This window comes from Spelaeicoccus albus, assembly GCF_013409065.1.
Classification (GTDB): domain Bacteria; phylum Actinomycetota; class Actinomycetes; order Actinomycetales; family Brevibacteriaceae; genus Spelaeicoccus; species Spelaeicoccus albus.
Genome location: NZ_JACBZP010000001.1, coordinates 349832 through 363982, shown reverse-complemented (window position 1 = coordinate 363982; position 14151 = coordinate 349832). Strand labels below are relative to the sequence as shown.

The window sequence follows — 14151 nt, the reverse complement described above, 5'->3', positions numbered from 1 at the left end:
CCGCCGCCCGCGGCGAACAGTACGACGTCCGGCCCGGAATCCCGCGGGACAAGGCGAGGGCCGACCGCGTAGGATTTGGCCATGACCACAGTTGAATCAGGAGGCCCCGGCCTCGCCCAAGAACGCCGCGTCGTCACGTCGATCCCCGGCCCGCGCTCGCAAGAACTCCACGCCCGCAAAGCTGCGGCAGTCGCGAACGGGGTCAGCCAGACCCTGCCCATTTACATTACGGCGGCCGGCGGCGGAATCCTCCGCGATATCGACGGCAACCAGCTGATCGACTTCGGTGCAGGCATTGCCGTCGTGAACGCGGGCAATGCCAACCCGGACGTCGTCTCGCGCGTGCAGGAGCAGGTGGCCGCATTCACGCACACCTGCTTCATGGTGACGCCGTACGAGGGGTACGTCGAGGTGGCCGAGGCGCTCAATCGGCTCACGCCCGGCGACCATCCGAAAAAGAGCGCGCTGTTCAACTCGGGCGCCGAAGCCGTGGAGAACGCCGTCAAGATCGCGCGTCGGTCCACCGGACGCGACGCCGTCGTCGTGTTCGACCACGCCTATCACGGGCGCACCAACCTCACCATGGCCATGACTGCCAAGAACATGCCGTACAAGAAGGGTTTCGGCCCGTTCGCCTCCGAGGTCTACCGTGCGCCGATGTCGTATCCGCTGCGCGACAACGAAGCCGCCGGCACCAAACTGTCCGGCGAGGACGCCGCAAAACGCGCCATTTCACAGATTGAAAAGCAGGTTGGCGCCGACAGCCTCGCCGCCATAGTCATCGAGCCGATTCAGGGCGAGGGCGGATTCATCGTGCCGGCCAAGGGTTTCCTGCCGGCCTTGCAGGCCTGGTGCAACGACAACGACGTCGTGTTCGTCGCCGATGAGGTGCAGACCGGGTTCGCACGCACCGGCCAGATGTTCGCCTGCGAGGACGAAGGCGTCGTCCCCGACATCATCACCACGGCCAAGGGGATCGCCGGCGGCCTGCCGTTGTCGGCGGTGACGGGACGAGCCGAGATCATGGACGCCGTGCACGGCGGTGGACTCGGCGGCACGTACGGCGGCAACCCGGTAGCCTGCGCTGCCGCGTTGGGCGCCATCGAGACGTTCGAACGCGACGACCTGCCCGCCAAGGCCGCCCACATCGGCGAGATCATGCTGGGCGAGCTGACCACCATTCGTGCGCAGCATTCGGCCATCGCGGACATTCGCGGACGCGGCGCCATGATCGCCATCGAAATCACGAAGCCGGGAACTCTCGAGCCGGACCCCGAACTCACCGCGGCGGTCGCGGCAGAAGCCCACGCCAACGGGCTGGTCGTCCTCGTCACGGGGACGTACTCGAACATTTTGCGGTTCCTGCCTCCGCTCGTCATTTCCGAGGAGTTGCTGCGCGAAGGGCTCGGTGTGCTGTCCGACGCGTTCGACGCCGTCGACAAGTAGCTCCGCCCGCCGCGTCCCACCTTGCCCCGAGTGGTGGCGAATGGCTGCGAAATCGCCGATTTCGCAGCCATTCGCCACCACTCGGCCGGTGCCGGGTCCTCGACGAACCGCTCGAATGAAAATCCGTCGCGTGTGCCGGGAAGTTAATCGGCGGCCGGCTGGTTGTGGCGTGTGTGAGCATCAAACTTTCCGCACTTGACTTGATCCCTGTTCGCACCGACCAGACGACCGCGGACGCGCTGACCGCCACGGTTGGGGTGGCCCGAGCCGCCGACGCCGCCGGATTCACCCGGTACTGGGTCGCCGAGCATCACAATATGCCGGCCGTGGGCGCCACGAGTCCGCCCGTCGTCATCTCGCATTTGGCCGCGCGCACCGACCGGATTCGCATCGGGTCCGGCGGCGTGATGTTGCCGAACCATGCTCCGCTGGCGGTGGCCGAGCAGTTCGCGCTGCTCGAGGCCGCATATCCCGGCCGCATCGACCTTGGTATCGGCCGGGCGCCCGGCAGTGATCCGGTGACGGCGATGGCACTTCGCGGGCCCGCCTCGCAGGGCAACAAAGATCTCGAGAACTTCCCGGATTACGTTGACGAAGTCATTTCGCTGATGAGTCCGGACGGCGTGCAGATCCCGATGCACGGCGGACAAACGTATCACTTGCACGGCACGCCGTCGCCGGTCAGCGAACCAACCGTGTGGCTGCTCGGGTCGTCCGGATATTCGGCGCAGCTGGCCGCGGCGAAGGGACTGCCGTACGTGTTCGCACACCACTTCTCGGGTGAAGGGACGGCTGCCGCGCTCGGAGCATACCGGTCGTCGTTCAAGCCGTCGGAGTATTCGTCCGAGCCGCAGACCTTCCTCACCGTCAACGCGGTCGTGGCCGACACGCAGGAGGAAGCCGACGCCCGCGCGTTGCCCCAGCTGCAATCGATGGCCAAACTTCGTTCGGGGAAGCTCGAGCCGCTTGCCTTGATCGAGGACGCCGCGGCAGCGGACCTGGACCCCCGGCTGAACGAAATGATCGCGGTGATGCGCCGCCGCTGGCTGATCGGTACGCCGTCCGCCGTGGCCAAGCAGCTCACCGAGCTCGCAGCGTCGTTCGACGTCGACGAGGTGATGATCAATCCGGTCGGCTCGGCGCACCGCGGCGAATCGGCGCGCACTGCTACGGCCCGCGAAGAGACGATCACGGCGCTGGCAGCCGAGGTCGCGTAGGCGCCACCTTCCGTAAAACGCCCCGCGGCGTATAGGGCGCGTCGTCATGACTACGCGTTTTATACCGCGCGGGGCGTTTTGCGGTAAGGGCTGCAGCAGGGCACGAGAACTGGCGCGCCTTGTTGGTTAAAGCAGGGCGGCGTACAGGTCCGCCGTCTGCCGGGCGATAGCCGCCCAATCGAAGTTCTCCACCGCACGCTTCCGCCCGGCTACCCCGAAGCGGTGGGCCAGGTTCGGATCCGCGGCAAGTCGGTTGACGCGGTCGGCCAGCCCTGCTTCGAGGCCGGACGGCGCATCCGGGTCGTAATCGACCAAGTAGCCGGTCTCGCCGTCCGCCACCACCTCCGGGATACCGCCGACTGCACTGGCCACCACGGCCGTCTCGCACGCCATGGCCTCAAGATTCACGATGCCGAGGGGCTCGTACACGGACGGGCAGAGGAACGCCAAGGCGTGCGTCAGCACCTGGCGGACGCTCTCGCGCGGAAGCATCTCGCTGACGACCACCACGCCGTCCCGCGACGATTGGAGCTCATCGATCAAGGCATCGGTCTCCGCCTTCAACTCCGGGGTGTCCGCAGCGCCCGCCAACAACAGGATCTGCACCGCCGGGTCGAACCGTTTGGCCGCGCGCAGCAGATGCGGTACGCCTTTTTGTCTGGTGATGCGGCCGACGAACGTCACATACGGCCGTTCGGGGTCGATCCCGAGGCTGCGCGGGACGTCGTCCGCCGCGTCCGGATGGTAAAAGTCGGCGTCGATGCCGTTGTAGATGACGTGCAGCCGGTCGGCGGGTATCTCCGGATAGGCGCTGCGGATATCGCGGGCCATGCCCTCGCTGACGGCGATGACGGCATCCGCGGCCAGGTATGCGGTGCGCTCGGCCCACGACGACAGCGCATACCCGCCGCCGAGCTGTTCGGCCTTCCACGGTCGCAACGGCTCGAGCGAATGCGCGCTCACCACGTGCGGAATCCCGTACAGGAGTTTCGACAGATGCCCGGCCATATTTGCATACCACGTGTGCGAATGCACGAGATCGAGTCCGTTGCAGGCAGCTGTCATTTCCAGATCGGTCGACAAGACGTTCAACGCGGAGTTCGCCTTCGAAAACCGCGGATCCCGTTCCGCGAATGCGCGCACGTCCCGGCCGTCGTCGGGACGCGCGTCCCCCATGCACAACACGCGCAAGTCGACGAGCGATTGCAGATGTCGCGAAAGGAAATCGACGTGTACGCCGGCGCCTCCGTAAATGGCCGGAGGAAACTCGCGAGTCAACAGTCCCACATGCATGCCTTGACCTTAGCGGGATCGCGCGACTTCGTCACGATTGATCACGAATTAACGGCCGTGCTTAAGAAATCCCGGATACTCGCGGTAGTCTCTCGTCATGGCTGCTCCCAAGGTTCTCGCGATTGTCCTGGCAGGTGGCGAAGGTAAGCGGCTGATGCCGCTCACACTCGACCGGGCGAAACCGGCCGTGCCGTTCGGCGGTAGCTACCGGCTCATCGACTTCGCGTTGTCGAATTTGGTGAACGCGGGTTATTTGAAGATCTGCGTGCTCACCCAGTACAAGTCCGATTCATTGGACCGGCACATTTCGCTGACGTGGCGGATGTCGACGATGCTCGGCAACTACGTGGCGACGGTCCCGGCTCAACAGCGGTTGGGCAAGCAATGGTATTTGGGCAGCGCGGACGCGCTCTTGCAATCGATGAACCTGATGAACGACGAGAAGCCGGACATCATCGTCGTGTTCGGCGCCGATCACGTGTATCGGATGGACGCACGGGCCATGGTCGAAGCGCATATCGAGTCGGGAGCGGGCGTGTCGGTGGCGGGCATCCGCGTACCGCGCCGCGAGGCACACCAGTTCGGCGTGATCAAGGCCGCGGACGACGGCGTCCGGATCGAACGCTTTCTGGAAAAGCCGGCCGATCCGCCGGGACTTGCCGACAGTCCCGACGAGTCGTACGCGTCGATGGGCAATTATGTCTTCTCGGCCGACACGCTCTTCGATGCGCTCCGTGCCGATGCCGACAATCCGGAATCGCGGCACGATGTCGGCGGCGATGTCATTCCAATGCTTGTCGACCGCGGCGAGGCGGGCGTTTACGACTTCAAACGCAACATCGTACCCGGCGCCCTCGAACGCGACGCGAACTATTGGCGCGACGTCGGCACCATCGGGTCGTACCACGAGGCCAACCTCGACCTGGTGTCGGTCGAGCCCACGTTCAACCTTTACAACAACGAATGGCCGATCTTCACGTCGCATCCGCAGCTGCCGGGGGCGAAATTCGTGCAAAACGCACGCGTGGAAGATGCGATAGTGTGCTCGGGATCGATAGTGTCGGGCGCGTCGGTGCATTCCTCCGTTCTCGGCACGAACGTGCAGGTCGAGACCGGCGCCGATATTGCTCGCAGCGTGGTCATGGAGAACGTCAGCATCGGCCGCGGCGCTCGGATCAACAACGCCATCCTGGACAAGAACGTGGTGGTACCACCGGGATTCGAGATCGGCATCGATGCCGACGCCGATCGCAAATCCGGATTCCACGTCACCGACGACGGCATCACCGTTTTGGGCAAGGGTCAGCAAATCGAGCCGCGTTAAGGTTTTGCCGCCCGCCCTTTTCGTTCCGCGCGGGCCTACGCATTCCGCGTGGGCCTGGTGCGTGCTACAGGCCCACGCCGAACACCGGGGCGGGGCGTCGCGGTCGGTGGGGCGATGCGTTCAGGCCAGCAGCGCGGCGGCGCGAACCGAACGGGCCAGGTCATCGCCGTCTTCGATGATCAAACGCCGCAGCGACGCCGGAGCGTCCGGGTGCCCGTCGAGCCAGGCCCTCGTGCGCGTCAGCGCGTCCTCGCGATTCGGCGCCCACGACGGATACAGCCCGCGAACGATTCGCCGGGCGATCTCGATGCTGCGCGAGGCCCAGATGTCCTCCACCATCCCGAAGTATTGGTCGACATAGCCGTCCAGCAAGTGCCGACCGGAGGGGTGCGTGAATCCCGCGATCGTCGCCGACAAATGGTCGTTGCTCAGCTCATCGGACTCGACCGCCGCGGCCCAGGCCCGCGCCTTGACCACCGGCAACGGGCGGGACGCGCGAGCCTGCACCGCATGCGTTGCGGCAGCGCCGGTCCGATCGGCGGCCGCTTCGGCATCGATCTCGTCGACGTCGGCGTGGCCGGTCGCGGCCAACGCCGTGAGAATCGCCCACCGCAGCTCGGAATCGACCTTCAGGCCCGGCAGCCCGGCCGCTTGGCCGGCGTCCTGATCGGGCGACATCCGCAGCAGCCCGGACAGCAGTGCCCGTGCATCGGCCGCCGAGGACGACGGGTGGTCGGGCGTGATGCGGCCGGTCATACGAACGACGAACAACATGTCCAGCAATTGCGCATCGGACCCGGCCGGGTCCGCCCGAACGGCCGCCAGCGCGCTGCCGAGCAAGTCGGCGGCCACGACCGGCCGGTATTCGCCCGGCACGTACGCATCGAGGGCCGTGATGGCCTGGCCGTGCAACATGGAACGAACGCCCGAGTTCGTCTCCGCGAACGCGAAGTTGTCGAACAGCTCGAGAAAGTCGGACGCCGGCATCAGCGCATCGCGAATGGCGTTCCACAGCATCGACCAGACGAGGCTGCGCGGCATCGCGTCGGCCACGGCATCGAAGTGACGGCGCACCGTGGCAAGCGAGACGTCGTCGAGCCGCACCTTGGCGTACGTCAGGTCGTCGTCGTTGACGATGACCAGATCGGGACGCCGCATGCCCGCCAGCTGCGCAACAACCGTGCGCTCGCCGCGCACATCGACTTCCACCCGGTCGGTCCGCGCGAGGGATCCGCCGACCAGCGAGTAGCACCCGATCGCAATGCGGTGCGGGCGGAGCCCGGGCTCGCCGGTGCGCGGGTCTTCGCCGGATTGACGAATCGCGAACTCGTCGATGACGCCGTCCGTCTCGGCGATTTCAGGGGTGAGGGTTGAGATGCCCGCGGTTTGCAGCCAAGCCGTCGCCCATTCCTCGACCTGCCGCTCGGGAGCCGCTGCGTCGAGAGCCGCCAAGAAGTCCGCCAGCCGCGTATTCCCCCAGGCATGATCGCGGAAGTAGCGGCGGGCGCCGTCGAAGAATTCGTCCCGACCCACGTACGCCACCAGCTGCCGCAACACTGCCGCGCCCTTGGCATAGGTGATGCCGTCGAAGTTGAGTTTGGCCGCCTCGACGTCCTCGATATCGGCAACTATCGGATGCGTCGTGGGAAGCTGATCCTGCCGGTACGCCCACGCCTTGCGCTTGGTGGCGAACGTGACCCACGCGTCCGTCCACTGGGTGGATTCGACAACGGCCAGTGCTCCCATGAAGTCGGCGAACGACTCCTTGAGCCACAGATCGTCCCACCACACCATTGTGACGAGATCGCCGAACCACATATGCGCCATCTCGTGCATGATCGTGTTGGCGCGGGCCTCGTGCTGGTTATCGGTGACGGCCGCGTGGAAAATATAGTCGTCCGTGAACGTGACGAGCCCGGGGTTCTCCATGGCGCCGAGGTTGTATTCGGGCACGAAGATCTGGTCGTACTTGCCCCACGGATACGGCACGCCGAACATCCGGTGGAAGAAGTCGAGACCGGCCTTCGTCACGGCGAAGATTTCCTCGGCCTCCATGTACTCGGCCAGCGACCGGCGAGTCGATACGCCCAGCTCGATGCTGAACGGCTCGCCGCCCTCGCTGTCGTCGCCCGGCGACGTCCAGGTGTCGGTGCGGCGGACGTACGGTCCCGCCGCAAGGCACGTGATGTAGCTCGACTGGAGGCGAGTCGGCGCAAAAATATAACGCCGGACGCCGTCCGGAGAGTCGCCGTCGGCAGACCCGGCATCGGCCGACTCGGGGTCGACGGGTTCCGGCGTCGGCGAATTCGACAATACGAGCCAGCCGGCCGGAGCCGTCACGTCGAATGCGAACTTCGCCTTCAGGTCGGGTTGGTCGAAATTGGCGAACACGCGGCGCGCATCGGTCGGCTCGTACTGGGTGTAGAGATACGTCTGGCCGTCGGCCGGGTCCACGAAACGGTGTAGCCCCTCGCCGGTGCGCGAATAGGCGGCGCGGGCATGCACCTCGAGATGGTTTTCGCCCGCGCGGACGCCGGGAAGGTTCACCCGGGCGCCGTCGAATACGTCGCCGGGCGCCAAATCCGCGCCGTTCAGCGTCACCCGCTCCACGTCCGGAGCTATCAAGTCGATGAACGGCGACCATTCGACGTCCGACGTGAACCGCACGCTGGTCCGCGAGGAGTACGTCGCGGCATGCGGGTCCGTCGCGTTGGAAACGTCGATCCGCACCGTATAGTCGCTCACCGCCAAATGTGCGGCTCGTTCGGAGGTTTCCTGCCGGGTCAGATTCGAGGAGTTCACACGCCTAGTCAAACACCTTCCGCTCGACTCGGGTGGCCGAGGGAGCGGCGTCCGGCGTTTTGAGGGCGCCCGGACACGGTCGGGCAAGGGCTGCGCTGCCGGACGTCGTGAGCGGTCAGTGTGTCTTTTCCGAAGCCGACTGTACAAAACAACTGCCGGAGGTGCGGCAAAGCCGTGTCAGTTGCCGACCCCTTTACCGAGTTTTCGTGGTCATGATCAGCGTAAATTGGCGCAGGAGAGTATTCCATGTTCTCCGTCGAATGGGATGCTGCGAAACTGTGGTCCGCGTGCAAACTCGTAAAAGTCAGGATTTCGGTGTAGCGCTATCGACGCTTCATTGCTCACGTTCGTGAAGTAGTAAGCGAGATTGTCTCGTTGCCGGATCCAGTCCAAGCGGGTCTTCACCAGAGCTGAGGCCACACCCATCCGGCGGAAGTTCGGGGCGACGGTAACTCCCATCAGATAGTGTCCGGCTGGCGCCGCCTTATCCGGGTCTTCGAAATGCTTCGTCTTTGCCCAGCCGACGAGCACGTCATCTGACTTGGCCACTACGAAACGCAATGAGGGGTCAGATATCGACTGGGAAATCGCGTCACAAAAGCGCGACGAGGTTGATCGCCCCGCCTGGCGCTGAACCTCAAGCAAGCCAGTGAGATCCGAACGCGAAGCTCCTCGTATGTTGAAGACTGCACTTTGCTTTCTCACTTGACCAATGTCGCGCAGACCGTTCAACGGTCAACCCCACGCTCTGACCTGCCGACGACTGCGTCGATTACGGTGTCCGTTTGCGGATCCGCGAACGGGGCTCGCGGCGACACAGCAGGAGGCCCTCGCGGACCCGTCATCTCGTGGCGTGACGACATATTGCGACCAGAGCTCGCCCATAGTCGGGGTCTTGTGGTGTGGGATGAGTCTCGCGGTCAAGAGTCGCAGCACATAAAATCTCGTATGACGCGATTAGAATCTCACAATAAGAGACGCCCGGCGAGGGGGCGAGGTCTGCTCGGGCTGTGCATCGCGTACTTCTTGATCATCCTGGATGCCGGGGTGCTGAACCTGGCACTGCCCACCATCCGCGACGGCCTGGGCACCTCGTTGGCCAGTGCGCAGTGGGTGCTGGACGGGTACACGCTTCCGTTGGCGGCGTTGCTGCTGACGTCTGGGCGAGTGGGGGATCGGTACGGGCACCGGCGGGTGCTGCTGGCGGGCCTGACCGTGTTCATAGTGGCATCCGCCGGGTGCGCGGCCTCGCCGAGCATCGCCTGGTTGACTGGGTGCCGAGTGGCGCAGGGTGTGGGCGCAGCCATCTTGCTCCCGGCGACGTTGGCGTTGATCCCGCATCTGTACCCGGACCAAGAGGTTCGGGATCGGGCGACGGTGCGGTGGGTCGGCACCGGTGCCGTGGCAATGGCGGCTGCGCCCCTGCTGGGCGGGGCGTTGATCGAGCTGGCGGGCTGGCGCAGCATCTTCTTGATCAACCTGCCCGCCGGGGTGGTCGCGCTGGTGCTGATACGGTCAGCGGCCAATGAGACGCCGCGAATTCCGACGGTATCGATGAACCCTGCCGGGCAGCTACTGATCATAGTCGGCCTCACTCTGCTGGCCACTGGAGCGATCCTGACCGGTACGCATGCATGGTCATCGTCGCCGGTGCTGGGCTGCGTGGCGGCCGGGATGGTCGCAGTGCTGGTCTTTGTTTGGAGCCAGCACCGTTCACCTGCGCCGCTGATACCGAGCAGGATGCTGCGTGATCCGTTGCGCACGGCGGCGATCGCCAGCGCGGGGGTGATGGGCTTCGGGTTCTACGGTGCGCTGCTCGCACTATCCATCGCGTTGCAGACCGGTCGTGGCTGGTCCGCACTGCAGGCCGGGATCGGTCTGCTGCCGATGACCGTCGCCAGCACCGTGGGCCCGGTGTTCGCTTACCGCCGCCTCGCCCGCCGGCACCATCCCGCAAGCATTTTGACAGCCGGTTTCATCGCCGTGATCCTCGGGGCCATGGGACTTTCCTTTGCGGACTTTGGCGTGACGTATCTGGCGATCATTCCCACCATGCTGTTGATCGGTGGCGCGAGCACGATCTGTTTCTCCGCCCTCACCTCGCTGCTGGTCTCGCGCACACCCCCGGCCGACATCGGCCTGGGGTCGGCGTTGCAGAACACCACCCGTCAAACCGGCGCGCTGATGGCCTACGCCATCATCGGATCCGTCCTGGCACGCGGCACCGACCACGCACTGTCACTGACCGCAGCGATCCTGGCTGTGGTTACCGTATTCGGGGCGGGTGGGGTTCTCATTGCCAAACGCACAGCGGCATAAGACGTACACGCCGCAAGGGGATCGCCTTGTGATGATCATCCCGGTTTCCGGAGTCCATTTCGGACGCGTCTATCGTGATGGTTTCCTCATCGACGTTGGGGCGTCGTGGTAGGTACGGGCGAAGCGGCCCTAGCCGGGATTGCCGATTCGGTTGGCGATGCCGTCGAGTAGGCACCCGAGTCCGATCTCGAGTTGCGTATCCGGGCCGGCCCATCCGTCGGTTGGATTGTGCTCATCAAGGAACCGACGCATGAGTTGCTGCAGGTGTGGGTAAGGGCTTTCGGTGTCCATTTGTCCCCACCAGGAGCGTGCCGTTTGTCGGATCTCGTCCACCGTGAGATCGGCGTCGGACTGCACGTATGCCGTGTCGGCATATTGGAGTGCAAGTCCGATGACGTGGCGATTGATGAGCAGGTAGAAATCCGATGCTGTCTGCAGGCCGACACCGAGATCGGCAAAAACGGTGAGAACGTACTCGTGTATCCGGCAAGCATTCGGTCCGGCGGGCGGACGCGTGTGGACGAGCCGGGCATACCAGCGATGCTGCTTGGTCATCTCCCACATGGAGCGCGCAAGGCGAGCCAGACCTTCGCGCCAATCAACGACACTTTCGGACGGCGTCCGAACTTCTGCCATGGCGGCGTCGAGCATCAGATCGACCAAGCCGTCTTTGTTGCGGACATAGCGGTAGAGCGACATCGGAGCCGAGGAGCCGAGCCGGGCAGCAACTGCCCGCATGGTGACGGCCTCCGCCCCGCCGGCGTTGGCGATGGCAATCGCGGCGCGGACGATCTCGTCGCGGCTTAAGTCTCGGCGACGTTTCGGTGGAGCGGGTAACGACCAGATCGGCGGTGGCGAGAGTTCACGTGTCACGGAACCTCACAAATAGTTTGCGTGCATCATTCATTGAGTATACGTTGTACGTCTCATATACAATGTATACGGAGATGTCAAAACGATGAATCAAGATGCGACGCAATATCGGGTTCTGGTCTTGGGACTGGATCCGGCCACGATTCCGGGGATCGACGCCGACGAAATCAACTCGGCACTGGACGCCGGGCTTGCCAGATTCGACGAATCGGAACTGTCCGCCGACCAGCACCTCGTTCCGCTCGATGACTCTGCCGAATCTCGAGTCATCGAGGCTCTCTCCCGTGAGAGCTACGACTGCGTCGTTGTCGGAGGCGGCATCCGCAAACCGGAACCGCTCGTCGAGTTCTTCGAAGAAGTCATCAACCTCATCCGTCAACATCTGCCCGACGCGGCGATCGCCTTTAACACGGACGGCGGCAACAGTCTCGAGGCTGCACGGCGGGTGCTCCACACCGCACTCTGACAGCTGCTGCGGCGCACTGCACCGGGCTAGCCCATGTCAGTCACGGATCCTCTAGCGGTGATGGCTGGCAGCCATTTTGTGAGATGACACGGCGTCGAGTTGTTGCCGTCGCTGGGTGGTCTGGGCGCTATGCGCTGCTCCCTATATTGTCGCTGTATGCCTGTCCCGAACATACGTGTCCTTAAATCACTCAGCGACACTGACATCGAAGCGGTCTCGCAGCTGCTGCCGCAATTGTCCCGGTCTGCGATATTCGACCGGAACCGGCTCGAAGCGATCATCGAACACGACGCGACAGAGTTGATCGTCGCATCAATCGATGACGAGATCGTGGGTATGGCCACTCTTGTGACGTTTCCTCTGCCTACCGGTCTGCGCGGCCATGTTGAGGATGTCGTCGTCGACGCCGACCACCGCGGGTCCGGGATCGCACGCCTCCTATTGGAAACTATGACAAAGGCCGCACGCGAGCGTGGGTTACGAACTCTCGATCTCACGACTCGACCTTCGCGGGAGTCGGCACTTAGGGTTTATGAGTCAATGGGGTTCGAACGACGTGAGACAAACGCACTGCGCTACACCACCGCAGAAGCACCCCGTTGAACGATCGCCGAGTGAGACATGGCCAGCGTCCCCTCGGGCCCTTGCTGTGAGTGCAACGTTGCACGTCACCGTAGGCCGGGTGGCGAGGGTATCGGAGTCTCGAAAATCACTCGCACGGCGAATGTGGCTTCAATTCCTCTCCGGGTCAGGCGCCGCCGCAACAATCAGCCAACCGCGGCCGGGCGCATAGGGAAGATCCCGAACTTCGATATCTGCAAAGCCTGCCCGAACGAGCGACTCTCGTAGTTCCTCCTCGGTCCGGAAACGCAGGGTCGATGTGGAGTCAACGCGCTGGCCATCAGCGTGAAAGATCGTGGGCGAATTAAACGTCACTAACTCGTCGTTCACGGAGGTTACCTGTACCCAGTCCTCGACCGGGCCTTCTCCGTCGACTTCGACAAGCTGACGCGTTTGCTCTTTCGTCCAGCGTTCCCACGCGCGATCAGCGGGATTTCGACTCTCGAAAGCGAGGTGTCCACCAGGACGCAAACAAGAGCGGATTGCTTTCAGGTTCGAGTGCCACTCATCGTCACCGAGGAAGACCTGGGCCACATTGGCGGTCATCGTGGCCAGGTCGAATCGTCCCTGGTAGGTCGCCACTGCGGCAACGTCCAGCGCAATTCCTACAACCCAGTCGACTTTGTCAGCATTGGCCTTCATCTGTGCAACTTCGACCGAGGCTCGGGCGGGATCGACCCCCACTACTCGTAATTCGCGGGCCGCCAAGCAGCAGGCCAACGTTCCGGTTCCGCAGCCCACATCCAGGGCCGCCGTAGCCTCGAATTCGTCCACGACATCCAAGTAAGTGTTCAGATCACTTCGGTCGGGATCGAGCGGATCGTAGACATGGGCCACCCGCGGATGGGAAAAGATAGCGTCAGGCATGAAGCAAACACTACTCGAATCCACGACTGGACCGACCACCCTTACGGGTCCGAGTTCGGCGCACATGTCCCCAAACTGGGAGGTGGCCGAGCACCCTGTCCGCAAGCCCAACCCCAACCGGTTACTTGTGGTGCTGAACTGCGCTGTTTGAGTGGCGCGGCAGACACCGTCCCATATAGGTGGTCTGGTGAAGTGACCGGTGACGGGGCCCTATATGCGACATTGAACGGCATGTCTGAATTAACGGTCGGCTACGCACGATGCTCCACGGACAAGCAAGATCTCACCGCCCAAAACGACGCGTTGAAGGCGCTTGGGATCAAGCCGGAGCGAATTTATGTTGACCATGGGCTGACTGGTAGAAATAGGAACCGCGCTGGCTTGCGTGAAGCACTGGCAGCGTGCCGTGCCGGGGACACGTTCTTCGTTACCAAACTCGACCGCCTGGCCCGCTCTGTTCGCGATGCCCACGAAATTGCCGATGACCTCGCCGAGAGGGAAGTGAAACTCAGCATCGGCGGGTCGGTCCATGACCCGACTGATCCCATCGGAAAACTACTGTTCAACGTCTTAGCGATGGGCGCCGAGTTCAAAGCCGACCTTATTCGATCCCGGACTCGCGAGAGAATGAAAGTCGCCAAGGCCAGAGGCCGACTACGTGGCAAGCAGCCGAAACTCACGGCCAAGCAGGAAGCACACTTGGGTAAATTGCATGCCACGGGCGATTACAGCAAGCGTGAGCTGGCCGAGCTATTTTCCGTTGGAAAATCTACGGTCTACCGCGCTATCGAGCGAGCGCAACGGAAAACGGCCGGTGCCGGCGGTCCCTCAATCATCTGTGCAGTCAACTTTTGAACTTTGTGCAGTCAGCTTCTGAAAATGACACAGTGACGCCCGGCCGGCCGCCGCGCGTTAGGCTGGTA

The 14151-nt window shown here is 63.7% G+C and carries 12 protein-coding genes; 7 read left to right on the top strand and 5 right to left on the bottom strand.

The genetic code is table 11. The features are described 5' to 3' along the window. The first annotated feature begins 81 nt into the window (after positions 1–81). Together gabT and BJY26_RS01700 are read left to right on the top strand one after the other, a co-directional pair. Positions 82–1446: a 4-aminobutyrate--2-oxoglutarate transaminase gene (gabT, locus tag BJY26_RS01705; protein ID WP_179425131.1), complete on the top strand. Its 1365-nt coding sequence runs from the start codon at positions 82–84 to the stop codon at positions 1444–1446. 173 nt (positions 1447–1619) lie between these two features. Beyond that, positions 1620–2663 carry an LLM class flavin-dependent oxidoreductase gene (locus BJY26_RS01700; protein WP_237248836.1) on the top strand — a complete coding sequence of 348 codons (1044 nt, stop codon included), beginning with the start codon at positions 1620–1622 and terminating at the stop codon, positions 2661–2663. A 126-nt stretch (positions 2664–2789) separates the two neighbouring features. On the opposite strand, the gene glgA is transcribed toward BJY26_RS01700, so the two are convergent. Then, positions 2790–3956, bottom strand: a complete 1167-nt coding sequence (gene glgA, locus BJY26_RS01695; RefSeq protein ID WP_179425130.1) for a glycogen synthase — start codon at positions 3954–3956, stop codon at positions 2790–2792. Between the two features lie 97 nt (positions 3957–4053). On the opposite strand from glgA, the gene glgC reads away from it, so the two are divergent. After that, the gene (gene glgC / locus BJY26_RS01690) at positions 4054–5280 is read left to right on the top strand and encodes a glucose-1-phosphate adenylyltransferase (RefSeq protein WP_179425129.1); all 1227 of its coding nucleotides are present in this window, start codon (positions 4054–4056) and stop codon (positions 5278–5280) included. A 120-nt stretch (positions 5281–5400) separates the two neighbouring features. On the opposite strand, the gene pepN is transcribed toward glgC, so the two are convergent. After that, entirely contained in the window at positions 5401–8082 is a 2682-nt protein-coding gene (gene pepN, locus BJY26_RS01685) for an aminopeptidase N (protein ID WP_179425128.1), read from the bottom strand. 216 nt (positions 8083–8298) lie between these two features. After that, positions 8299–8814, bottom strand: a complete 516-nt coding sequence (locus tag BJY26_RS01680; protein WP_179425127.1) for a GNAT family N-acetyltransferase — start codon at positions 8812–8814, stop codon at positions 8299–8301. 216 nt (positions 8815–9030) lie between these two features. Between BJY26_RS01680 and BJY26_RS01675 the strand changes: the two genes are divergently transcribed. Then, positions 9031–10401, top strand: coding sequence for an MFS transporter (locus tag BJY26_RS01675; RefSeq protein WP_179425125.1), 1371 nt, complete (start codon positions 9031–9033; stop codon positions 10399–10401). Between the two features lie 129 nt (positions 10402–10530). Here the strand turns inward: BJY26_RS01675 and BJY26_RS01670 are convergent, their stop codons facing one another. Next, complete coding sequence (locus tag BJY26_RS01670) at positions 10531–11274, bottom strand: TetR/AcrR family transcriptional regulator (RefSeq protein ID WP_179425123.1); 744 nt, start codon at positions 11272–11274, stop codon at positions 10531–10533. Positions 11275–11359: 85 nt separating this feature from the next. On the opposite strand from BJY26_RS01670, the gene BJY26_RS01665 reads away from it, so the two are divergent. Both BJY26_RS01665 and BJY26_RS01660 read left to right on the top strand, forming a co-directional pair. Beyond that, positions 11360–11740, top strand: coding sequence for a hypothetical protein (locus tag BJY26_RS01665; protein ID WP_179425121.1), 381 nt, complete (start codon positions 11360–11362; stop codon positions 11738–11740). Positions 11741–11869: 129 nt separating this feature from the next. Beyond that, complete coding sequence (locus tag BJY26_RS01660) at positions 11870–12343, top strand: GNAT family N-acetyltransferase (protein ID WP_342354692.1); 474 nt, start codon at positions 11870–11872, stop codon at positions 12341–12343. A 129-nt stretch (positions 12344–12472) separates the two neighbouring features. On the opposite strand, the gene BJY26_RS01655 is transcribed toward BJY26_RS01660, so the two are convergent. Next, positions 12473–13228, bottom strand: a complete 756-nt coding sequence (locus BJY26_RS01655) for a class I SAM-dependent methyltransferase (protein WP_179425117.1) — start codon at positions 13226–13228, stop codon at positions 12473–12475. Positions 13229–13459: 231 nt separating this feature from the next. Between BJY26_RS01655 and BJY26_RS01650 the strand changes: the two genes are divergently transcribed. Further along, positions 13460–14083 carry a recombinase family protein gene (locus BJY26_RS01650; protein WP_179425115.1) on the top strand — a complete coding sequence of 208 codons (624 nt, stop codon included), beginning with the start codon at positions 13460–13462 and terminating at the stop codon, positions 14081–14083. Positions 14084–14151: the final 68 nt, after the last annotated feature.

Excerpts from the sequence above, each read along its gene's own strand:
- gabT (WP_179425131.1), top strand. The coding sequence starts at position 82 with ATGACCACAGTTGAATCAGGAGGCCCCGGCCTCGCCCAAGAACGCCGC.
- glgA (WP_179425130.1), bottom strand. The coding sequence starts at position 3,956 with ATGCATGTGGGACTGTTGACTCGCGAGTTTCCTCCGGCCATTTACGGA.
- glgC (WP_179425129.1), top strand. The coding sequence starts at position 4,054 with ATGGCTGCTCCCAAGGTTCTCGCGATTGTCCTGGCAGGTGGCGAAGGT.
- BJY26_RS01675 (WP_179425125.1), top strand. The coding sequence starts at position 9,031 with ATGACGCGATTAGAATCTCACAATAAGAGACGCCCGGCGAGGGGGCGA.
- BJY26_RS01665 (WP_179425121.1), top strand. The coding sequence starts at position 11,360 with ATGAATCAAGATGCGACGCAATATCGGGTTCTGGTCTTGGGACTGGAT.
- BJY26_RS01660 (WP_342354692.1), top strand. The coding sequence starts at position 11,870 with ATGCGCTGCTCCCTATATTGTCGCTGTATGCCTGTCCCGAACATACGT.
- BJY26_RS01655 (WP_179425117.1), bottom strand. The coding sequence starts at position 13,228 with ATGCCTGACGCTATCTTTTCCCATCCGCGGGTGGCCCATGTCTACGAT.
- BJY26_RS01650 (WP_179425115.1), top strand. The coding sequence starts at position 13,460 with ATGTCTGAATTAACGGTCGGCTACGCACGATGCTCCACGGACAAGCAA.